We start from the raw sequence: 19,236 nt of genomic DNA, 5'->3' as shown, positions 1-19,236 counted from the left end.
CTTTTCAATACTCAGCATGTCACCTGACTTGAGGCCGATTGCTTCCATTACGTTGTCAGGGAGCTCAACTATGATGTCTCCGGACCCATCCCCAGCATCCAAGCATTTCACAAACATTCGCTTCGGAAAGCACAATTTGGGCTCGGTCATCACCAACCTCCGACGTCTGTTGGATTGGTATCACTACTCGCTGACTGTTCAGTGAGCATGCTCGGGTACTACATGCTTAATGAAGGGTTGCGCTTGGCCTACCGAGAGCTCGAAGCTGATAATCCGTCACGGCCTGAAACAAGTCCTCAGCCAGTAATCGCAATCGCTCGACTTCCTCAGTCGAAGCCCCTGCACTCTGTGCTTCGTGATAGCGGCGCATAGCGTCAACAGCCTCGGTGTAGGCTGGATGATCGGGAAAGAGCACCGCTGGCTGCTTGGGCATTTTGGTCTCTCAGTGAATGGGTGGCTTGAAATCACCCGATAGCAGCAATTGGTAATCGGTAGCTGCCTCGTAAAGGGAGTCGGCCAAGAGCTTTAGACGCCGAACTTCCTCGGGAGAAGCGCCCGTACTCTCCGCTTGGTTTACAGCCCTGACCGCTTCGAGAGCCTGTCTTAAAAGAGGCCATCCCGCTAGGGCCAAGCCCTCGATAGTCCGCTTCATTCGTCTGTTCTGCACCTCTGACCACTTAAGTATAGGTACCAGGTCCTGGTTGGGCCATCCCGGCTAGATTTCAGCAGCTCGCGAGCGAGTCGCATTTATTTCGATTTTTTCGCAGCTATTTCGAGAACCTACAGCCGCCGCCGACCAGGGCAGGGCCGGAGGCCGAGTGATGAGGGTGGCGAAACGGCCGTTGCGGCCAGCAGTCCAGCGGCTTATGGCCGCTGACCGACTGGATCGCCGCCACTTCCAGGGCCTCGTGCTCATCCAGCGGCGGGAGCAACCCGGGCAGGCGGCTGGCGAGCAAGGTCTTGCCCGTGCCGGGCGGCCCGGTGAACAGGAGGTTGTGCGCGCCGGCCGCTGCGACCAGCAGGGCGCGTTTGGCTGCGGCCTGGCCCTGCACTTCGCTGAGGTCCGGATAGGGTCGTTCCCGTAGCAGCAGGCCATTGGCCGCATAGGGTGACAGGGGCGCCTGGCCATTGAGGTGGGCGACCAGTTCGAGCAGATGATCCACGGCATACACCACCAGGCCGCTCGCCAGGCTCGCTTCCTCGGCGTTTTCCCGGGGCACCACCAGCGCCCGCCCAGCCTCTCGGGCGGCCAGCGCGGCAGGCAGCACGCCTTGCACTGGCCGTAACCCGCCCGACAGCGCCAGCTCGCCGATGCACTCGATATCGCTCAGGGTCGCGACCGGCACCTGGCCGTTGGCGGCGAGGATGCCCAGGGCGATGGCCAGGTCATAGCGCCCGCCGTCCTTGGGCAGGTCGGCCGGGGCGAGGTTCTGGGTGATGCGCCGGGCGGGGTAGTCCAGGCCGGCGTTGACGATGGCGCTGCGCACCCGGTCCTTGCTTTCCTTGACCGTGGCTTCGGGCAGACCGACCAGGGTCAGGGTGGGCAGGCCGTTGGCCAGATGGGTTTCGACACTGACAGCAGGCGCCAGCACGCCGACCTGGGCGCGGCTGTGGACGAGGGCGAGGGACATGGACACTCCGTGATCGCTTGTGGAAAACCGCTTCCTGCGGTTGGGCAAGCATAGAGCGCCTTGGGGAAGGGCTATTGCGAAAGAGTGCGTCGGGGTTTTGCAATGGACGGGCCGACGGCCAGCTCGTGTTGTTCGCACCGGCCTGTTCGCGGGACAGGGACAGCGGTGTTCGCGAGGACACCGCTGAACCCTTGCCGGACACCGCGCACGCTGTGGGAAAAAGCGATTCGGTGCTCCGATTTATCCCGCAAAGATTTCGGCTGTCATTCCTGAGCGGATGGCGCGATCCGTGCTTCCAGCTCGGCCAACTGCTTTTCCAGGGCTTCCAGGCGTGCGCGTGTGCGCGCCAGGACGACCATCTGGCTGTCGAATTCGTCGCGGCTGACCAGGTCCAGCTTGCTGAAAGCGCCTTGCATGAGGACCTTGAACTGGCTTTCCAGTTCGGCGCGAGGTTGTGCGGTATCGCCGCTGAACAGGCGCGAGGCCTGGTCGCTCAGGGCGTCGAGAAAGGCTTTGGGCGCGAGCATGTTGGGCTGTCCGCTTGAATCGTTGAGAGGTGCGCAGTGTAGCACGCACCCCGATGGCATTTGCCCTGCACATTTTTTGCGCAATCCGGCACGTCATGCTGCACCGAAGTTGTGCGTCTTTCCCTTGCTGGCGATTGGCCAAATCCCGCGCTTAAGCGTAACTGGCTGTTTTTGCTGCAGTTATCCGAAGTGGCAAGGTTTCTGCAAAGACCATCGCGAGCCATGCACTGATGCAGTTCTTGTGACCAGGCAGTGCGAGGCTGGAACCAACGGCCCTTTCGACTTCGGCGAGAGGGCTCCGACGACGGGTTACAAAGCCAGGCGCTGCGCTTAGACTTGAGACGGGTTTGTTTTCCTGGGGCAAGTCCACCAAATCGGGAGAAGTTTCATGAAGCTAGTCACTGCCATCATCAAGCCGTTCAAGCTGGACGACGTGCGCGAGTCGCTGTCGGAAATCGGCGTGCAGGGCATCACCGTGACCGAAGTCAAAGGCTTCGGTCGGCAGAAAGGCCATACCGAGCTGTATCGCGGTGCTGAGTACGTGGTCGATTTCCTGCCCAAGGTGAAGATCGACGTCGCCATCGACGACAAGGACCTTGACCGTGTAATCGAAGCCATCACCAAGGCCGCCAACACCGGCAAGATCGGTGACGGCAAGATCTTCGTGGTCAATCTGGAGCAGGCCATCCGCATCCGTACCGGCGAAACCGATACCGACGCGATCTAAGTAACACCGCCTCACAAACCCAACGCCCCAGGAGAAAACAACATGACTCTGCGTAAGATCGCAGGGCTAGGAGCCCTATTGTCCCTCGTAATGCCCGGCCTGGCCTTGGCAGAGGAAGCTGCCCCGGCGTTGAACTCCGGCGATACCGCCTGGATGCTCACTGCCACGGCGCTGGTGCTGTTCATGACCATTCCGGGCCTGGCGCTGTTCTATGGCGGCATGGTCCGCTCCAAGAACGTGCTGTCGGTGATGATGCAATGCTTCGCCATCACCGGTCTGATGAGCATCCTCTGGGTCGTCTACGGCTACAGCCTGGCATTCGATACCACGGGTATGGAAAAGGGCGTGGTCAATCTCTATTCCTTCGTCGGCGGTTTCTCCAAGGCGTTTCTGAGTGGCGTCACGCCCCAAAGCCTGACCTCGGCCACCGCATTGTTCCCCGAGGCGGTGTTCATCACCTTCCAGATGACCTTCGCCATCATCACCCCGGCGCTGATCGTCGGTGCCTTCGCCGAGCGCATGAAATTCTCCGCCATGCTGGTGTTCATGGGCGTCTGGTTCACTTTGGTCTATGCGCCGATCGCGCACATGGTCTGGAGCGGTGACGGCGCGCTGATGTGGGACTGGGGCGTGCTCGACTTCGCCGGTGGCACCGTGGTGCACATCAATGCCGGTATCGCCGGTCTGGTCTGCTGCCTGGTGCTGGGTAAGCGCAAGGGCTACCCAACCACCCCGATGGCCCCGCACAACCTGGGCTATACGCTGATGGGCGCGGCCATGCTGTGGATCGGCTGGTTCGGTTTCAACGCAGGCTCTGCCGCCGCGGCCAACGGTACTGCCGGCATGGCCATGCTGGTCACCCAGATCGCCACGGCGGCGGCGGCGCTGGGCTGGATGTTCGCCGAGTGGATCGGCCACGGCAAACCTAGCGCCCTGGGCATCGCCTCCGGCGTGGTCGCGGGCCTGGTGGCCATCACCCCGGCGGCAGGCACCGTGGGCCCGATGGGCGCCTTGATCATCGGCCTGGCTTCGGGCGTGATCTGCTACGTCTGCGCCACCAGCCTCAAGCGCAAGCTGGGCTATGACGATTCCCTCGACGCCTTCGGCGTGCATGGTGTTGGCGGTATCGTCGGCGCCATTCTCACTGGAGTGTTCGCTGCACCTGCCCTGGGCGGCTTCGGCGCAGTCACCGATATCGCCGCACAGGTCTGGGTACAGACCAAGGGCGTGCTGTTCACTGTGGTCTACACCGCCATCGTCACCTACGTGATCCTCAAGGTGCTGGACGTGTTGATGGGGCTGCGGGTCAACGAAGAAGAAGAGTCGGTCGGCCTCGACCTGGCTCAACACAACGAGCGTGGCTACAACCTGTAACCGCGACACGCAGGAAAACTTGCCCGGTTCGCCGGGCATTTTTTTGCCTGGAATTCGCTGTTTGGCGAAGAGCAAACGGTTTACCCGGCACGTTCGTGACAGAGGCGTAAAACTTACAACGCGCTGGGCGTTCAGGGAGCTTTGCTTTTTCAACGAGCGCGCTAGAATGCGCGCCGAAGGGTGTTCGATGAGCTGTCCACACACTTCTCCACCCTTTGCTAGGCTTGCCAGTAGCGCATGGCCAGCAGGTGCTGCCGGCGCTTTTTTCCGGCTGATGGCTCGATGATTTTTCAGGCTCTGCCAGGAGCAGGGCCTGTTGGGCGATAGTCTCCACATCAGGAGAAAGATGCCCGGGCAGTGGCCAACCCACGGCCAGTTGAATTTTCACTGGTGGCTGCCGGTCTACGGCTCCACTGGTCTATAACTAACCTGCTTTTCGCAAGTCATGAGGTAGAACATGAGCGACGACGATCTGGAAAATGACGACCTCGAAGTAGGCGATGAAGACGAGGCCGATGAGGGCCTCGAAGCTGCGGCTGACGACGGCGCGGAAGACGCCGGCGAAGACGACAGCCCCGCACCTGTAGCCAAGGGTAAATCCAAGGCGGCGGTCTCGGTGGACGAGATGCCAAGCATGGAAGCCAAGCAGAAGGAGCGCGATGCGCTGGCCAAGGCCATGGAGGAGTTCCTTGCGCGTGGTGGCAAGGTTCAGGAGGTCGAAGCCAACGTGGTCGCCGATCCGCCCAAGAAGCCGGACAACAAGTACGGCAGCCGCCCTATCTGAGTGGCTGAACGCAAGAAAGCCCGCCGTCGCTGCGGGCTTTTTTGTGGGAGCAGGTTATGTCGGGTTGTTCGGTAAACAGGCCCTTTCAGCGCCAGCGCGACAGAACGTCCGGCAATTGCGACAGCCGCTGGATCTGTGCATCCGGTGCCTGCTCACCCGCCCAGTCCCTGCCCTGGGGGTTGAACCACACTGCTCGCAACCCGGCGCGTTGGGCGCCTGCGACGTCATCAGCGGGATGGTCGCCGATATGTACCGCGGCATCGGCCTCGACCTCGCCTCGGCGCAGGGCCTCCATGAACGGCGCGGGATCCGGTTTACCGATGCCCAGGTCCTCGGCGCACAAGGCGAACTTGAAGTAGTCCGCCAGCCCCAGACGACGCACGTCGGCGTTGCCGTTGGTGACCACGCCGAGCATGTACTGATGGCGCAGGATCTCCAGCACCGGCTGTACTTCAGGAAACACCTGCACTTGATGCCGAGCGTGCAGGAACACCTCGAAACCTTCATTGGCAAGCTCAAGGGCCTGCTTCTCGCTGTAGCCGACGTCTTCCAGCGCATGGAACAGCACGCGGCGGCGCAAGGCGCTGATGCGGTGCTTGAGGCCCGGTTCGGCCTGCACCAGGCGCTCGCGGATGGCGAACAGATGCTCGACCGGCACGCCGCCCAGGATCGGGGCATTGGCCGCGAGCCAGTCGCGCAGGACAATTTCGGCGCTGGCGATCACCGGTGCGGTGTCCCACAGGGTGTCGTCCAGGTCGAAGGTGATCAGCTTGATGCTCATGAGTCTGTGCCTTTGCTGCGTTTGGCCCGAGGGTGGGCGCTGTCGTACACCGCGGCCAGGTGCTGGAAGTCCAGGTGGGTGTAGATCTGCGTGGTGCCGATGTCGGCGTGGCCAAGCATCTCCTGCACCGCGCGCAGGTCCTGGGATGATTCCAGCAGGTGGCTGGCGAAGGAATGGCGAAGCATGTGGGGGTGTAAGTGCTGGCCCAACTCGCGCTCGCCGGCGGTCTTGACCCGCATCTGGATCGCCCGTTGGCCGAGGCGGGTGCCTTGGCGGGTCAGGAACACCGCGTTGTCCCGAGGTGCGCTGATGCCGCGTAGTTTGAGCCACTGCTGCAGGGCCTCGCGGGCCTTGCGCCCGACCGGCAGTACACGCGACTTGCCGCCCTTGCCGTGTACCTGGACCAGCCCGGCGGTGAGGTCCAGTTGGTCCAGGTCAAGATTGGTCAGCTCCGAGAGGCGCAGCCCGGACGAGTAGAAGAGCTCAAGAATGGCCTGGTCGCGACGGGCAATGAAGTCATCGTCCACACCCCCATCCAGTAGTTGCAGGGCGCGGTCGGTGTCCAGGACCTTGGGCAGGCGGCGCTCGCCCTTGGGCGCGGTCACGCCAATAGCCGGGTTGTGCTGACACAGGTCTTCGCGGTTCAGGTAACGGTACAGGCCGCGCACCGCCGAGAGCAGGCGTGCCAGGCTGCGGGCGGACTGGCCATGCTGATGTTGACGCACCACCAGCTGGCGCAACTGCGGGACTTGCAGGGCATTCCAGTCGTCAATGCCCTGGGTGTTGCAGAACGCGATGACGTTCTGCAGGTCGCGACGGTAAGCCAGTTGGGTGTGCTCGGACGCCTGGCGCTCATTGCGCAGGTACGCGCAATAAGCCTCCAACTGGCGCTCCATCAACGCACCGGTCGCAGGGTCTGGGTGAAGCGCGGGACGACCCGGCCGAGCACTTCGGCAATGTAGCCCAGGAACAGTGTGCCGACGCTGCTCTTGTAGTGCTGCGGGTCGTGGCTGCCGATCGCCAGCACGCCATGCAACCCTTGGTATTCGAGCGTGGCGACCGCGCTGGAGCCGACTTCCTTGCGCTGCTCTTCGCCGAACAGGAACGCCAGCTCATGCTCGCGCAAGTTGCCGCTGACGGTCTTGCCGGTGCCCAGCAGCGCGCCGATGGCCTGTTGTGCCTCTCCGTTGCTGGCCCAGCGCCCGACTGGGGTTGCGCTCTCACCAAAGAGGATGAGGCTGACGAACGGCACCTGGAACTCCTGGCGCAGGCTGTCCTCGACGGCCATGACCACTTCCTCGAGGCTGCCCGCGTCGAGCAGGTCGAGGATCAGGCGGCGGGTCTTTTCGAACAGCCGGTCGTTGTCCCGGGCCACGTCCATCAGTTGTGAGAGGCGATGACGCATCTCGATGTTGCGGTCGCGCAGCAACTTGAGCTGACGTTCCACCAGCGACACGCTGTCGCCACGCTGGTGCGGGATGCGCTGCTCGACCAGCAGCTCGTCGTGCTCGGCGAAGAACGTCGGATGGGCGCGCAGGTAGGCGACCACCGCTTCGGCGTCGAGGTCCTGTTCGGGTACAACCTGGGGCTGATCGGTCATGGCGGTTACTCGTTTAGAGACGAACCTGTCCTTCGTACACGCGTACGGCTGGGCCGGTCATCAGTACGGGCTTGCCGGGGCCGGCCCACTCGATGTTCAGACGGCCGCCCGGCAGGTCGATGCTCACGGGGGAGTCCATCCAGCCCTGGCTGATAGCTGCTACCGCGGCCGCGCAGGCCCCGGTGCCACAAGCCTGGGTTTCGCCAGCGCCACGTTCCCAGACCCGCAGGTTGGCGTGATGGCGGTCGACGACCTGGATGAAACCGGCATTGACCCGCTGCGGGAAGCGCGGATGGTGTTCGATTTTCGGGCCCAGCTCATGCACCGGGGCCGTGCGCACGTCATCGACACGCAGCACCGAGTGGGGGTTGCCCATGGACACGGCAGCGATCGAATGCACCTGGCCGTCGACGTCCAGTGGGTAGTTCAGGGCCTGTTCATCGGCGATGAAGGGGATCTCGGCCGGGACGAAGCGCGGCGGGCCCATGTCGACACACACCTGGCCGTCGTTGCGCACGTCCAGCTCGATGATGCCGCCCTTGGTTTCCACGCGGATGCGCTTCTTCGCGGTCAGGCGCTTGTCCAGCACGAAGCGGGCGAAGCAGCGCGCGCCGTTGCCACACTGTTCGACCTCGGAGCCGTCGGCATTGAAGATCCGGTAGCGGAAGTCCACGTCTGGATTGCTCGGCGCCTCGACGATCAGCAGTTGGTCGAAGCCGACGCCGGTATTGCGGTCTCCCCACTGCTTGGCGTGCTTGGGCTGGATGTGCGCGTGCTGGCTGACCAGGTCCAGGACCATGAAGTCGTTGCCCAGCCCGTGCATCTTGGTGAAACGCAGCAGCATGGGCTCACTCCGGCAGCAGGCTTTCGCCGGCGAACAGTTCGGCAATGGTTTCCCGGCGACGGACTTCGAAAGCCTCGTCGCCATCGACCAGCACTTCGGCGCAGCGGCCACGGGTGTTGTAGTTCGAGCTCATGACAAAACCATAGGCGCCAGCGGACTGAACGGCCACCAGGTCGCCTTCGGCCAGGTTCAGCACACGGTCCTTGGCCAGGAAGTCGCCGGTCTCGCAGATCGGGCCGACCAGGTCATAGCTGCGCCCTTCGCCGGCGCGTGGCTTGACCGCGCTGACGTCCATCCAGGCCTGGTACAGGGCTGGGCGGATCAGGTCGTTCATTGCCCCGTCGATGATGGCGAAGTCTTTGTGTTCAGTGTGCTTGAGGTATTCGACGCGGGTCAGCAGCACGCCGGCATTGGCGACGATGTAACGGCCCGGCTCGAACACCAGGGCCAGATCCCGCTCGCCGACGCGCTTGCGGATGGCCTGGATGTAGTCCGAAACCAGCGGTGGTTCTTCGTCGCGGTAGCGAACGCCGACACCGCCGCCCAAGTCCAGGTGACGCAGGTGGATGCCGCACTCGGCCAGGCGGTCGACCAGCACCAGCAGGCGGTCCAGGGCATCGAGGAAAGGCTCGACGGTGGTCAGCTGCGAGCCGATGTGGCAGTCCACGCCCACCACTTCCAGGTTGGGCAGCTGCGCGGCGCGCACGTAGATGGCCTCGGCGTCGGCGATGGCGATGCCGAACTTGTTTTCCTTGAGGCCGGTGGAGATGTACGGGTGGGTACCGGCATCGACATCCGGGTTCACGCGCAGCGAGACCGGGGCGACCTTGCCCATTTCGGCGGCCACCACTTGCAGGCGTTCGAGCTCTTCGGTGGATTCGACGTTGAAGCAGTGCACACCGACTTCCAGTGCGCGGCGCATGTCGTCACGGGTCTTGCCGACACCGGAGAACACCACGCGATCGGCGCGCCCGCCAGCGGCCAGCACACGCTCCAGTTCACCGCCGGAGACGATGTCGAAACCTGCGCCCAGGCGGGCCAGGACGTTCAGCACGCCCAGGTTGGAGTTGGCCTTGACCGCGAAGCAGACCAGGTGCTCAGTGCCTTGCAGGGCATCGGTGTAGCTGCGGTATTGGGCCTCGATGTGGGCGCGCGAGTACACGTAGGTCGGGGTACCGAAACGTTCGGCGATGGCCGACAGGGCCACGCCTTCCGCGAACAGCTCGCCGTCGCGGTAGTTGAAAGCGTCCATTGGATTTCCTTAGTACTGCGCGGGCTGCGACTCTGAATGGGCGGGTTCGACAGGCTCGAGCGTCTCGGCCGGCTGAGCTGGCTGGGTCGCTTGATGCTGGTGCGATTTGCGGGCGTCCTTGCCGTCCTTGCCGTCTTCCGGCAGGTACAGGGGGCCCTTCTGACCGCAGGCCGAAACGAGGCAGGCAACCGCGACCAGCGCCGCGAGGGAGGAAATCAGGCGCTTCATTGGCGAATCCTTTGAAATATGCAGTATTGCGCCCGAGTATACCGAGCGCCTGCTGGATTGCCTATGCAAGGACCGGTCCGCCTGGCGGAGGGCCAACCCCCGACTTGATTTGGCTATTCTTGTCCGGTCAGCAACGCCCAATCGCGGGGGCAAGCCCGCTCCTGCAAGATGCGACGCCGGCCCTGTAGGCGCAGGCTTGCCCCGCGATTGGGGCAGTATGGACTGGCGCTAACCTTTGCATTCCCGGCACGCCGCCCGTATCTTGCCCGGCTTGCCGTAAGCAGCCAATTTCGAGGTTCCTGCAATGAGTTTGAGCGAAGCGCGTTTCCACGATCTGGTCGACGCGACCCAACAGGCCCTGGAAGACCTGTTCGATGAGAGCGGGCTGGACGTGGACATGGAGAACTCCGCCGGGGTGCTCACCATCAAGTTCGACAGCGGCAGCCAGCTGATTTTCAGCCGTCAGGAGCCGCTGCGCCAGCTGTGGTTGGCCGACCGTTCCGGGGGGTTCCACTTCGACTACGACGAAGAGAGCGGCAAGTGGGTCTGTGAGAAGAGCGAGGAGCTGCTGGGCGAGATGCTCGAGCGTATCGTCTGGGAGCGGGCCGGCGAGAAGCTGGACTTCGACGAGATCTGAAATGAGTGACCAGTCCCGGCCGCCCAAACCGCTCTACAGCAATGTCAGCCCGGCGGTGCCGTCGCCCTGCATCAGTGTGTGTCGGCTCGACGAACGCCGAGTCTGTACGGGATGTTTTCGGCATGTCGAGCACATCCGCGAATGGCGTTCGGCCGACGACGAACGGCGTCGGCAGATCTGTCACGAAGCCCAGACCCTGCGCGAGCAGCACATCGGCCATTGACGGACCGGGCTTGAGTATTTGTCCGACTGTGGTAGTGTCGGGCTTGCGTCGATGACGCCAAAAGCATTCACAAACCCCGCCCTTGGGCGGGGTTTTGCTTTATCTGCCTGTTAAAAAGGAGTCTGACTGGATCATGAGCACCAAGCCTTCCCTCATCCTCACCCGATTGGACGTACAGCGTCTCGAGCGCCTGATCGACAGCCTCGACGAAAGTACGCCGGGTGTGCTCGCCCTGCAGGACGAGCTGGACCGCGCCGATCAGGTGGTCGGTCACGAGGACGTCCCGGCCGGTGTGGTGACCATGAACTCGCGCGTGCACTGCCGCGAAGAGGCCAGTGGCAAGGACTATCACCTGACCCTGGTCTATCCGAAGGATGCCGGCCTCGAAGGCAGTGTCTCGATCCTGGCACCGATCGGCTGTGCGCTGCTGGGGTTGTCGGTGGGCGACCAGATCGACTGGCCGGCCCCGGGTGGCAAGACCCTCAAGCTCAAGCTGCTGGCGGTCGAATACCAGCCGGAAGCGGCGGGCGACTTCGATCTCTGATCCCTACGTGGATTTCAGGGCGCGTACTGCGCCCTGAGTTGGCAGGCGTGGATGCAGTTGTCGACGATGCGGCTACGCAGCGACCAATCGGTGTTGATGATGTAGAAGCCCTGGATATAACTGTCCAGATCTTGCGAGTCGAACCACTCATCGATCTTGTCGCTGAAGTCATCGGGCGTGAATACCACTTTGTTGTATTTGGCGCACTGGATCGAGCGCAGTGTGCCGTCAGGCTTGTAGCGTTGTGCCTTGTCATCCATGAAGGCTTTCAGTTCCTTGGTAGACGGTGTGTTCTCACCGATCCAGACCTGTTCCACACCATCCCAATGGTCCCCGCCAGCACTATGGTTATAGGCGATCACCACCGTTTGGCCTGGATGGTCATTCCAGAGTTGATCCAAGGTCAGTGAGTGCAAATCGTAAGGAATGATTCGCGGGCCGAGGTGCTTTTCCAGCATCGCCAGCATCCACTCATGTTCCTGGGTACTGAAGTTATCGAATTGATGGAAGTCGAGAATGATGATCTCCCGTTGGTTGGCGGGATCCTCATAGAAGCGGTTCAACTCGTGCACCACATCGCCAAGTACCGTGCGCCCGGAAGTGCTCAAGTGATAGAGCTTGTAGCGGTAGGGGGAGTCGGGGGTGTATTCACGGCTGGCACGTACTCGTAGATCAAGGACACGGATGCCGCCGCGGATCTGGTCGATGCAGGAAGCGTCCTGGGTCACCTCCTGTGGGGGGACGACATTGTCGGCATTCTTGTCCATGCCTGAGTCATGGCTGCCCGGAAGCACCAGTTGATCGATTCGTAGGCGGCCCAGCTCAGGCAGGTTGCCCATCCAGTTCTGCTTGTTCATAACGCACTCCAGTCATTGAATGAGTGCAAAGCTTCTGGTTGGCTGGATTGGCTGTTTAGAGGGAAACGGTGCTCATAGTCAGGGGGCGAGGGTCGCCTGTAACTGCTCCAGACCACCGTTGAGCGCCCGCTCCAGCAGGGTTTTGTAACGCAGGTAAAGTACGGTGGAGCCCTGGTCTTCGCCTAGCAGTTCGGACAGGTCCAGATCGGTGATGTAGCAGCGATAGCTGCCCGCGCTACGGCGTTGCCCCAGGATTTGCCGAGCGACCATGGCGTACAGCTGGTCGCCATGCTCCAGCTCGGAGAACTCCTGCTGGTTGCAGTAGAGGGTGATGTGTACCTCGTCCGACGCGCTGGCCTGCAGGATTGCCTGGACTTCATAGTACGGCTGGTCGGCGCCTTCGCGCGGTGCCGGACGTTGCTCCAGGCTGCGTGCCTTGCCAGGACTCGATGGGAGCAACTGGTAATACAGGATCTCCAGCGATGTCTGCTGCAGGCTGTCCAGTGGTAGTTGTGCATCGTGTCGTACCAGCACCGAGCGCAGGAAGCGTTGCAGTGGCAGCAACAGGTGTGCCTCGTCCTGCAACGGCAGGCGCTGGTGCCACAGTGCATTGTATTCATCCAGCACGTACAGGTCGGCCCACCCCTCCAGCAAGCGATAGAACACCTGCAGGCAATCGCGGCGGCCCTGTTCCAGTACCAGCGGCAGGTCATGGTCCTGCAAGGCATTGGCGTCCAGGTGCAGAGGGCTGTACTGACCGCGCTCCTCGCCCAGACAGCCCATGACTGCGTCATGATCGGACAGGGTGGTCAGGGTCACTTGCCCTGGTTGCAGCTCAAATACATGGGTGTGTTGCGCTACTTGCAGCAGGTAGCGGTGGTTGAGGTTCTGCTCCAGCAGCAATTGCGCTGTGTCGAAAATTTCCTCGACCCGCTGGGCGATGGCCTGGGCGCGATTGCGGCAGAAACAGCGCACCCGTAGCCGAGGGCGTTGATTGCGCTGGCCGAGGCCGTTGAGGAGGTCTCGCAGGCAGCGCACCAGCGCGTGCTCGCCGTCATAGCGCTGGACCAGCACCTCGTTCCAGCTGTTGAGGGTGATCTGATCGAGCGTCAGCACCAGGTTCTCGCGTACGCCGGCGTAGCTCAGCGAGTCCGTGCGTTCGGTGGTCATCAGGATGTTCAGGTCACGGTGATGGCGCAGCGGGTCGACGCCGACATTGACCAGCAGCAGAATCTCGTCGGCCACGCTCGGTTGCAGCAGGCGGACCTCGCTGACCGTCTCCAATGGCAGCGGGATGCTCTGTTGCAGGCTACCCAGCAAGTTGAACAGCTCGAAGTCGGTCAGGTCGCTGTCGCCGGGGTGCAGGGCCAGGCGGGTGGTGTTGTCGATCACGCCATTGCGATGGGCCCAGGTGAGCAGTTCGAGCAGTTCTCGGCAACGTTTGATGGGGCTGAAATGCTCCCATTCGTGGACACCCAGATTGCCGTTGTATAGGCCCCAGTGGGTTGTGCCCGGTTCCTTGCGGTTGGGTGACTGGACCAGGGTCAGGGTGTCTTCGGCCAGGTCTGGCGCGATCCCGGGGTTTATCACTTCTATCTTGCCCGCCCGGCGCTCGAAGGCTGCGTACAAGCGACGGCCCAGTACATTGAGGTCGCGTTGGTCGGCACGACTGCTGGCGCTCTGGTCGCGGGCGAACTGGGTGAGGAAGCGATAGCTGTGGTTGAGCTCGGCCACCAGCTCACGGCGTTCGGCGGCCACCTGGCGGACTTTCCATTGGGCGCGGGTGTCGAGCATGGCCAGTTGGCGATCGTCCCAGCCCCATTCATCGGCCAGGCGTGCGAGTAACTGGCGCTGCCAGCCGTCGGCGCGGGAGCGGCCGAACTCGCTGAGCTTCTTGTTCACTTTCAGGTACAGGCTGCGCCGCACCAGCTCCAGGCGGGTGGTCTCACCCCGTTGTTGCAGGTACTGCTCGATGCGCCGGTAGACCATCACGTAGGGGTCGAGTGCGTCGAGGTCCAGCTGGTTGGCGAACACCGCCTGCTTGTACTCCAGGCTCAGGCAACGCACATCGGGGTGTTCGCTGGCGTAGACCTCGGTGAGCAGCAACTTGAGCAGTGACTTGTAGGGTGAGTCGATACCTTTGAACAACTGCCACAAGCCGGCACCGACGAACTCTCCGGGCGGAATGTGCGCCAGGTGACCGAGGTCCAGGTCATCCTCGGCGCGGATGAAACGCTTGGACAGCAGGGTCTGGGTGTAGGTCTGGTAGTTGTGCTCCTCGTATACGGGCACCAGCCACCACAAGGGCGTGCGCCCTGCCAGCCAGATCGCGGTGCGGTAGAACTCATCCAGCAGCAGGTAGTGCTGGGTGGTTCCGCAGTCGTCGGAGCTGAGTTCGCCCTCGCGTTCGCCCTGGACGAAGCCCTGGGGTTCGATGAGGAAGAAGTGCGCCTCGGCGCCCTGGCTGGCGGCCCAGGCTTCCAGAAGCTGACATTTTCGCCGCAGTTCGGCCAGTTCGTCCTCCTCGAGCCCTGGGGCGTGACACACCCACAGGTCCATGTCGCTTTGCTCAGCCTGAGCCAGCGTGCCCAGGCTGCCCATCAGGAACAACCCATGAATCGACTGGGGCGAAGTGCCATGGCGGGGTTTGTAGGTGAAGGAGCGGGCCAGGCGCTGGGCTTCGGCCAGTAGATCAGGGCCTGGCTCGAAGCCCGAGACCCCCGCCGGCGTCGTACCCGAGACATAGCCTGGGAGCACGGGATGGTTGACGTGAAACAGCAGTGGCAATGCGGTGAGCACTTGCTGTTGACGGGTGGACAGCCCCTCCAGTGCGCGCGCCAGGCGGCCCTGGTTCAGGTGCAGAAAGCGCGCACGCAGCTTCGCCAGTTCCTTGCGGTCGATGCCTTGCTCGAGGTCGGGACGGATTTCGTGGGGGCTGTTCATTGCGCACTCAGGACAGGGCCAGGGAAGCATCGGCGAGTTTAGCCTGAGCGATGGAGTCGGATAAGAAAAAACTGGTTTTTTGACGTCATTTACCCGTCATTACATGGTCTGTTCACAGCCAAGCCCGTCCCGGCACAGCTGTGTACCGGGACGGGCTTGGCTGTAAAGGGGCGCAGAAAGGCTCAGGCTGGCTGTGCGGCCTTGAGGATGGTCAGCACTTGCTGGACGCTCTGGGCGGCATCCAGCCCCAGGCTGGTCAGGTAGCCACCATCGGGCTGGTCGGTGAGTTGTTTGTCGTACAGGCGGCGGGCGGCGGCCACCAGGGCAGGGGCAGCGTTGCTGTGGACCTTGATGCCTTCCTGGTGGGAATCCAGGTTGAACAGGGCGAGGACTTCCAGTTCGGCGATCAGTTCGGGGGTAAAGGACATGGCGACTCCTGACTTCCAGACAAGGACGGAGGCACCGTGGTCGGTGCCTGATCCTGGAGTGTAGTCAGGCTTCGTCGTCGTCGCCTTGATCTGCTTCAGGTGGCAGCTCGGGCAGGGCGCGCAGGGCGTTCTCGTACCACTCACCGTTGAAGGGGCGGTCTTCGTCGAGCATGGCATCGATTTCGATGGCCAGGACATGGGCCATGAGGTTGAGAATGTCCTCTCGCTCGTAGCCGACCAGCGTCAGCTTGTTGAACGTGGCCTTGGCCGCCGGCGGCTCGCCGCTTTCGATCTGGTTTTCGATGGCCTGGGTCAAGGTTGCCTCGACGAAGGCTTCCTCTTCGTTGTTGTCGATGTCGCTGGGCTCGCTCATGGCAGTGCTCCTGGGGTGGGATGCACAGTGTGCCATGCCTGGGCAGGCGATGCCTGGTCATCGACCGGGCCGATGATGCTGGTCAGCGCCTGGGGATGGGTCTATAAAAGCCGGGCCATCCCCACACGGCCTGGAGGCTGTAACAATGCTCAAGCTTCATGGATTTGCGGTCAGCAACTACTACAACATGGTCAAACTGGCCTTGCTGGAAAAAGGCCTGCCATTCGAAGAGGTGCTGTTCGTTCCCAACCAGACCCCTCAAGCGTTGGCCATAAGCCCACGTGGCAAGGTGCCGGTGCTCGAGACCGAGCACGGCTTTCTCAGCGAAACCACCGTGATCCTCGACTACATCGAGCAGACCCAGGGTGGCAAGCCGCTGCTGCCGGCAGATGCCTTCGCCCAAGCCAAAGTGCGCGAGCTGCTCAAGGAAATCGAGCTGTACATCGAGTTGCCCGCGCGGACCTGTTATTCCGAGGCTTTCTTCGGCATGGCGGTCGAGCCACTGCTCAAGGAGCGCGCTCGCACAGAGCTGCTGGCCGGCTTTGCAACGCTCAAGCGCAACGGCAAGTTTGCCCCGTACGTGGCGGGCGAGATGCTGACGCTGGCCGACTTGATGTTCTGCTTCTCGGTGGACCTGGCCTGTGCGGTGGGCAAGAAGGTGCTTAACGTCGATTTCCTGGCGGAGTTCCCGCAGGCCAAGGCCTTGCTGGAGAAACTGGGGGCGAACCCGCACATGGCGCGGATCGTGGCGGACAAGGACGCGGCGATGCCAGCGTTCCAGGAGATGATTCGCAGCAAACGCTAAGAGAAGAAGCGGCCATATGCGGCCATGAGGAGCGGCTTCGCCTTGCCTGGCGCCGGCTGCGCCGGTGTTCGCGGCGGTTCGACGCCTCGATGAACCCGCTCTCACAGGTTTTGCGCTGCTCTGACTGCCGCCGCTGGACCTGTAGGAGCGGCTTTAGCCGCGAAACAGACGGCGCGGTGTCTGGCGCCGGCTTTGCCGGTGTCCCCGGCAAAGCCCTCGCGAGGTGGGTTAGCGCGAAGCCAGCAGCGCCTTGCCGCGCGCCACCGCAGCGCGCACCTGGGCAGGAGCGGTGCCGCCGATGTGGTTGCGCGCGTTGACCGAGCCTTCCAGGGTCAGCACGGCGAACACGTCCTGCTCGATCTGGTCGCTGAACTGGCGCAGTTCGTCCAGGCTCATTTCGGCCAGGTCCTTGCCGCTATCGACGCCGTACTTCACTGCGTGGCCGACGATCTCGTGGCAGTCACGGAACGGCAGGCCGCGACGGACCAGGTAGTCGGCCAGGTCCGTGGCGGTGGAGAAACCACGCAGGGCCGCCTCACGCATGATGGCGTGCTTGGGCTTGATTGCCGGAATCATGTCGGCGAACGCGCGCAGGGAGTCGCGCAGGGTGTCGGCGGCATCGAACAGCGGCTCTTTGTCTTCCTGGTTGTCCTTGTTGTAGGCCAGCGGCTGGCCTTTCATCAGGGTCAGCAGGCCGGTCAGCGCGCCGAACACGCGGCCGCTCTTGCCACGTACCAGCTCCGGGACGTCCGGGTTCTTCTTTTGCGGCATGATCGAGCTGCCGGTGCAGAAGCGGTCGGGCAGGTCGATGAACTGGAACTGTGCGCTGGTCCAGAGCACCAGCTCTTCGGAGAAGCGCGACAGGTGCATCATCGCCAAGCTCGCCGCGGCGCAGAATTCGATGGCGAAGTCGCGGTCCGAGACGCCATCCAGCGAGTTGCCGGCCACGGCCTCGAAGCCCAGCAGCTTGCAGGTCAGCTCACGGTCGATCGGGTAGGTGGTGCCGGCCAGCGCGGCGCTGCCCAGCGGCATGCGGTTGGTGCGCTTGCGGCAGTCGACCAGGCGCTCGTAGTCGCGGCTGAGCATCTCGAACCAGGCCAGCAGGTGATGACCGAAGGTCACCGGCTGGGCGGTCTGCAGGTGGGTGAAGCCGGGCATGATGGTCTCGGCTTCACGCTCGGCCTGCTCCAGCAGGCCCTGTTGCAGGCGAGTGATCTCGGCCAGGATCAGGTCGATTTCGTCGCGCAGCCACAGACGGATGTCGGTGGCCACCTGGTCGTTGCGGCTACGGCCGGTGTGCAGCTTCTTGCCGGTGATGCCGATGCGGTCGGTCAGGCGTGCCTCGATGTTCATGTGCACGTCTTCCAGGTCGACACGCCAGTCGAAGCTGCCCGCCTCGATCTCGCCCTGGATGGTCTTCAGACCGTCGATGATGGCATCGCGCTCGGCGTCGGTGAGTACGCCGACCTGCGCCAGCATGGTGGCGTGGGCGATCGAACCCATGATGTCGTGGCGGTAGAGGCGCTTGTCGAAATCGACCGAGGCGGTGAAACGGGCGACGAAGGCGTCGACGGGCTCACTGAAGCGGCCGCCCCAGGACTGATTGGTCTTGTCGGTGCTCATGGATTCACTCGTTGAAGGCGTGAACGAAAAAGTGGCGCCGATCATAGCAGGGTTGGAGTGCGCGCCGCAGGGCGCTGGTCGAGAGAAATCTCGCAAAACGCAGGGTGAAACGGTATGTGGGGATATTCAACGATTGAACGGCAGTGTTCCATGGACCGTCTACAGTTGGACAGAGGACTGGCGGCGAATCTGCCGGGCCAGTGAATCTTTGGCCGTCGCATCGGTCTAGAGCGTGACCGCGTGTCGGTCGCCCTACACTTTGTCTACGCTCTACCCATGCGAGACTCACTCAGGAATCCAGCGTAATTATGAATGTCCTGATCGTTGATGACGAACCCCTGGCCCGTGAACGCCTGACCCGGATGCTTGGCGAGCTGGAGGGCTACACCGTGCTGGAGCCCAGCGCCACCAACGGCGAGGAGGCCCTGGCCCTGATCGACAGCCTCAAGCCCGACGTGGTGCTGTTGGATATCGGCATGCCTGGCCTGGATGGCCTTCAGGTCGCCGCCCGGCTCTGCGAACGCGAAGCGCCGCCGGCGGTGGTGTTCTGCACCGGTGACGATGAGTACGGGAGCCAGGCCTTCCGGGAAAGCACCCTGAGCCATGTGACCAAGCCCATCCAGCTCCAGGCCCTGCGCGAAGCCTTGCGCAAGGCCGACAAGCCCAACCGCGCCCAGCTCGCCGCGCTCACCCGCCCGGCCAATGAAGGCGGCGGCCCACGCAGCCATATCAGTGCGCGAACCCGCAAGGGCATCGAGCTGATCCCCTTGCCTCAGGTGATCTACTTCATTGCCGACCACAAGTACGTGACCTTGCGCCATGAGTCAGGGGAGGTATTGCTGGACGAGCCCTTGAAAGCCCTCGAGGACGAGTTCGGCGAGCGCTTCGTGCGTATTCACCGCAATGCCCTGGTCGCCCGGGAGCGTATCGAGCGCCTGCAGCGCACGCCGCTTGGGCACTTCCAGCTGTTCCTCAAGGGGCTCGATGGCGATGCGCTGACGGTCAGCCGCCGGCATGTGGCGGGCGTGCGCAAGATGATGCAGACGCTCTGAACC

21 protein-coding genes and 1 pseudogene are annotated in these 19,236 nt (G+C 62.9%); 8 read left to right on the top strand and 14 right to left on the bottom strand.

All coding sequences use genetic code 11. The features are described from left to right. Nucleotides 1-226: 226 nt before the first annotated feature. From IEC33019_RS27940 to IEC33019_RS26220, 3 genes and pseudogenes are all read right to left on the bottom strand, one after another. Entirely contained in the window at nucleotides 227-433 is a 207-nt protein-coding gene (locus IEC33019_RS27940; RefSeq protein WP_028699230.1) for a hypothetical protein, read from the bottom strand. Between the two features lie 346 nt (nucleotides 434-779). Continuing rightward, nucleotides 780-1,631: pseudogene (locus IEC33019_RS26225) on the bottom strand (YifB family Mg chelatase-like AAA ATPase); the annotation flags it as partial. Between the two features lie 263 nt (nucleotides 1,632-1,894). After that, a complete protein-coding gene (locus IEC33019_RS26220; RefSeq protein WP_070093873.1) occupies nucleotides 1,895-2,158 on the bottom strand; it encodes an accessory factor UbiK family protein in 264 nt (87 codons plus the stop codon). A gap of 388 nt (nucleotides 2,159-2,546) precedes the next feature. Here IEC33019_RS26220 and glnK point away from each other — a divergent pair, with 388 nt between their 5' ends. From glnK to sutA, 3 genes are all read left to right on the top strand, one after another. Beyond that, on the top strand, nucleotides 2,547-2,885 hold the full coding sequence (gene glnK, locus IEC33019_RS26215) for a P-II family nitrogen regulator (RefSeq protein ID WP_002555808.1): 339 nt from the start codon (nucleotides 2,547-2,549) through the stop codon (nucleotides 2,883-2,885). A 42-nt stretch (nucleotides 2,886-2,927) separates the two neighbouring features. Further along, on the top strand, nucleotides 2,928-4,259 hold the full coding sequence (locus IEC33019_RS26210; RefSeq protein WP_070093874.1) for an ammonium transporter: 1,332 nt from the start codon (nucleotides 2,928-2,930) through the stop codon (nucleotides 4,257-4,259). Nucleotides 4,260-4,716: 457 nt separating this feature from the next. Further along, nucleotides 4,717-5,043, top strand: coding sequence for a transcriptional regulator SutA (sutA, locus tag IEC33019_RS26205; protein WP_043213429.1), 327 nt, complete (start codon nucleotides 4,717-4,719; stop codon nucleotides 5,041-5,043). 85 nt (nucleotides 5,044-5,128) lie between these two features. Here sutA and IEC33019_RS26200 read toward each other — a convergent pair whose 3' ends face one another. From IEC33019_RS26200 to lptM, 6 genes are read right to left on the bottom strand one after another with little or no spacing between them, the layout of a single operon-like run. Beyond that, entirely contained in the window at nucleotides 5,129-5,824 is a 696-nt protein-coding gene (locus IEC33019_RS26200; protein WP_070093875.1) for an HAD family hydrolase, read from the bottom strand. Next, nucleotides 5,821-6,720: a tyrosine recombinase XerC gene (gene xerC, locus IEC33019_RS26195; protein WP_070093876.1), complete on the bottom strand. Its 900-nt coding sequence runs from the start codon at nucleotides 6,718-6,720 to the stop codon at nucleotides 5,821-5,823. Before xerC ends, IEC33019_RS26200 begins: the two co-directional genes overlap by 4 nt. After that, the gene (locus IEC33019_RS26190) at nucleotides 6,720-7,424 is read right to left on the bottom strand and encodes a DUF484 family protein (RefSeq protein WP_070093877.1); all 705 of its coding nucleotides are present in this window, start codon (nucleotides 7,422-7,424) and stop codon (nucleotides 6,720-6,722) included. Before IEC33019_RS26190 ends, xerC begins: the two co-directional genes overlap by 1 nt. Before the next feature lie 13 nt (nucleotides 7,425-7,437). Then, nucleotides 7,438-8,268: a diaminopimelate epimerase gene (gene dapF / locus IEC33019_RS26185; RefSeq protein ID WP_070093878.1), complete on the bottom strand. Its 831-nt coding sequence runs from the start codon at nucleotides 8,266-8,268 to the stop codon at nucleotides 7,438-7,440. Nucleotides 8,269-8,272: 4 nt separating this feature from the next. Next, nucleotides 8,273-9,520 carry a diaminopimelate decarboxylase gene (lysA, locus tag IEC33019_RS26180; RefSeq protein WP_070093879.1) on the bottom strand — a complete coding sequence of 416 codons (1,248 nt, stop codon included), beginning with the start codon at nucleotides 9,518-9,520 and terminating at the stop codon, nucleotides 8,273-8,275. A gap of 9 nt (nucleotides 9,521-9,529) precedes the next feature. Further along, nucleotides 9,530-9,748 (bottom strand): LPS translocon maturation chaperone LptM, encoded by a 219-nt coding sequence (gene lptM, locus IEC33019_RS26175; RefSeq protein ID WP_070093880.1) that lies wholly within the window; start codon nucleotides 9,746-9,748, stop codon nucleotides 9,530-9,532. A gap of 304 nt (nucleotides 9,749-10,052) precedes the next feature. Here lptM and cyaY point away from each other — a divergent pair, with 304 nt between their 5' ends. The 3 genes from cyaY (at nucleotide 10,053) to rnk (ending at nucleotide 11,152) form a co-directional block, all read left to right on the top strand. Continuing rightward, nucleotides 10,053-10,385 (top strand): iron donor protein CyaY, encoded by a 333-nt coding sequence (gene cyaY / locus IEC33019_RS26170; protein ID WP_043213409.1) that lies wholly within the window; start codon nucleotides 10,053-10,055, stop codon nucleotides 10,383-10,385. Nucleotide 10,386: 1 nt separating this feature from the next. Further along, nucleotides 10,387-10,608: a DUF1289 domain-containing protein gene (locus IEC33019_RS26165; protein ID WP_070093881.1), complete on the top strand. Its 222-nt coding sequence runs from the start codon at nucleotides 10,387-10,389 to the stop codon at nucleotides 10,606-10,608. A 133-nt stretch (nucleotides 10,609-10,741) separates the two neighbouring features. After that, nucleotides 10,742-11,152, top strand: a complete 411-nt coding sequence (gene rnk / locus IEC33019_RS26160) for a nucleoside diphosphate kinase regulator (protein WP_070093882.1) — start codon at nucleotides 10,742-10,744, stop codon at nucleotides 11,150-11,152. Between the two features lie 14 nt (nucleotides 11,153-11,166). On the opposite strand, the gene IEC33019_RS26155 is transcribed toward rnk, so the two are convergent. The 4 genes from IEC33019_RS26155 to IEC33019_RS26140 all read right to left on the bottom strand — a co-directional run bounded on the left by IEC33019_RS26155 (nucleotide 11,167) and on the right by IEC33019_RS26140 (nucleotide 15,753). After that, nucleotides 11,167-12,009, bottom strand: a complete 843-nt coding sequence (locus IEC33019_RS26155; protein WP_070093883.1) for a hypothetical protein — start codon at nucleotides 12,007-12,009, stop codon at nucleotides 11,167-11,169. Between the two features lie 78 nt (nucleotides 12,010-12,087). Beyond that, nucleotides 12,088-14,952, bottom strand: coding sequence for a class I adenylate cyclase (locus tag IEC33019_RS26150; RefSeq protein WP_070093884.1), 2,865 nt, complete (start codon nucleotides 14,950-14,952; stop codon nucleotides 12,088-12,090). Nucleotides 14,953-15,134: 182 nt separating this feature from the next. Further along, nucleotides 15,135-15,380 (bottom strand): TIGR02647 family protein, encoded by a 246-nt coding sequence (locus tag IEC33019_RS26145; RefSeq protein WP_043213401.1) that lies wholly within the window; start codon nucleotides 15,378-15,380, stop codon nucleotides 15,135-15,137. Between the two features lie 64 nt (nucleotides 15,381-15,444). Next, entirely contained in the window at nucleotides 15,445-15,753 is a 309-nt protein-coding gene (locus IEC33019_RS26140) for a hypothetical protein (RefSeq protein ID WP_043213398.1), read from the bottom strand. Between the two features lie 145 nt (nucleotides 15,754-15,898). Between IEC33019_RS26140 and IEC33019_RS26135 the strand changes: the two genes are divergently transcribed. Beyond that, complete coding sequence (locus IEC33019_RS26135; protein ID WP_070093885.1) at nucleotides 15,899-16,558, top strand: glutathione S-transferase; 660 nt, start codon at nucleotides 15,899-15,901, stop codon at nucleotides 16,556-16,558. 228 nt (nucleotides 16,559-16,786) lie between these two features. Here the strand turns inward: IEC33019_RS26135 and argH are convergent, their stop codons facing one another. After that, complete coding sequence (gene argH / locus IEC33019_RS26130) at nucleotides 16,787-18,181, bottom strand: argininosuccinate lyase (protein ID WP_070093886.1); 1,395 nt, start codon at nucleotides 18,179-18,181, stop codon at nucleotides 16,787-16,789. 308 nt (nucleotides 18,182-18,489) lie between these two features. Here argH and IEC33019_RS26125 point away from each other — a divergent pair, with 308 nt between their 5' ends. Further along, the gene (locus IEC33019_RS26125) at nucleotides 18,490-19,233 is read left to right on the top strand and encodes a LytR/AlgR family response regulator transcription factor (RefSeq protein WP_070093887.1); all 744 of its coding nucleotides are present in this window, start codon (nucleotides 18,490-18,492) and stop codon (nucleotides 19,231-19,233) included. Nucleotides 19,234-19,236: the final 3 nt, after the last annotated feature.

The sequence above is a fragment of the Pseudomonas putida genome (assembly GCF_002741075.1).
Lineage (GTDB): Bacteria > Pseudomonadota > Gammaproteobacteria > Pseudomonadales > Pseudomonadaceae > Aquipseudomonas > Aquipseudomonas putida_T.
This window is presented reverse-complemented; position numbering and strand designations above follow the sequence as displayed.

What these genes read in the sequence shown, in the direction of transcription:
- IEC33019_RS26125 (WP_070093887.1), top strand. Translation starts at nt 18,490, where the DNA reads ATGAATGTCCTGATCGTTGATGACGAACCCCTGGCCCGTGAACGCCTG.
- xerC (WP_070093876.1), bottom strand. Translation starts at nt 6,720, where the DNA reads ATGGAGCGCCAGTTGGAGGCTTATTGCGCGTACCTGCGCAATGAGCGC.
- IEC33019_RS26150 (WP_070093884.1), bottom strand. Translation starts at nt 14,952, where the DNA reads ATGAACAGCCCCCACGAAATCCGTCCCGACCTCGAGCAAGGCATCGAC.
- glnK (WP_002555808.1), top strand. Translation starts at nt 2,547, where the DNA reads ATGAAGCTAGTCACTGCCATCATCAAGCCGTTCAAGCTGGACGACGTG.
- cyaY (WP_043213409.1), top strand. Translation starts at nt 10,053, where the DNA reads ATGAGTTTGAGCGAAGCGCGTTTCCACGATCTGGTCGACGCGACCCAA.
- lysA (WP_070093879.1), bottom strand. Translation starts at nt 9,520, where the DNA reads ATGGACGCTTTCAACTACCGCGACGGCGAGCTGTTCGCGGAAGGCGTG.
- IEC33019_RS26140 (WP_043213398.1), bottom strand. Translation starts at nt 15,753, where the DNA reads ATGAGCGAGCCCAGCGACATCGACAACAACGAAGAGGAAGCCTTCGTC.
- rnk (WP_070093882.1), top strand. Translation starts at nt 10,742, where the DNA reads ATGAGCACCAAGCCTTCCCTCATCCTCACCCGATTGGACGTACAGCGT.
- IEC33019_RS27940 (WP_028699230.1), bottom strand. Translation starts at nt 433, where the DNA reads ATGCCCAAGCAGCCAGCGGTGCTCTTTCCCGATCATCCAGCCTACACC.
- IEC33019_RS26200 (WP_070093875.1), bottom strand. Translation starts at nt 5,824, where the DNA reads ATGAGCATCAAGCTGATCACCTTCGACCTGGACGACACCCTGTGGGAC.
- IEC33019_RS26135 (WP_070093885.1), top strand. Translation starts at nt 15,899, where the DNA reads ATGCTCAAGCTTCATGGATTTGCGGTCAGCAACTACTACAACATGGTC.
- dapF (WP_070093878.1), bottom strand. Translation starts at nt 8,268, where the DNA reads ATGCTGCTGCGTTTCACCAAGATGCACGGGCTGGGCAACGACTTCATG.
- IEC33019_RS26210 (WP_070093874.1), top strand. Translation starts at nt 2,928, where the DNA reads ATGACTCTGCGTAAGATCGCAGGGCTAGGAGCCCTATTGTCCCTCGTA.
- argH (WP_070093886.1), bottom strand. Translation starts at nt 18,181, where the DNA reads ATGAGCACCGACAAGACCAATCAGTCCTGGGGCGGCCGCTTCAGTGAG.
- sutA (WP_043213429.1), top strand. Translation starts at nt 4,717, where the DNA reads ATGAGCGACGACGATCTGGAAAATGACGACCTCGAAGTAGGCGATGAA.
- IEC33019_RS26165 (WP_070093881.1), top strand. Translation starts at nt 10,387, where the DNA reads ATGAGTGACCAGTCCCGGCCGCCCAAACCGCTCTACAGCAATGTCAGC.
- IEC33019_RS26155 (WP_070093883.1), bottom strand. Translation starts at nt 12,009, where the DNA reads ATGAACAAGCAGAACTGGATGGGCAACCTGCCTGAGCTGGGCCGCCTA.
- IEC33019_RS26220 (WP_070093873.1), bottom strand. Translation starts at nt 2,158, where the DNA reads ATGCTCGCGCCCAAAGCCTTTCTCGACGCCCTGAGCGACCAGGCCTCG.
- lptM (WP_070093880.1), bottom strand. Translation starts at nt 9,748, where the DNA reads ATGAAGCGCCTGATTTCCTCCCTCGCGGCGCTGGTCGCGGTTGCCTGC.
- IEC33019_RS26145 (WP_043213401.1), bottom strand. Translation starts at nt 15,380, where the DNA reads ATGTCCTTTACCCCCGAACTGATCGCCGAACTGGAAGTCCTCGCCCTG.
- IEC33019_RS26190 (WP_070093877.1), bottom strand. Translation starts at nt 7,424, where the DNA reads ATGACCGATCAGCCCCAGGTTGTACCCGAACAGGACCTCGACGCCGAA.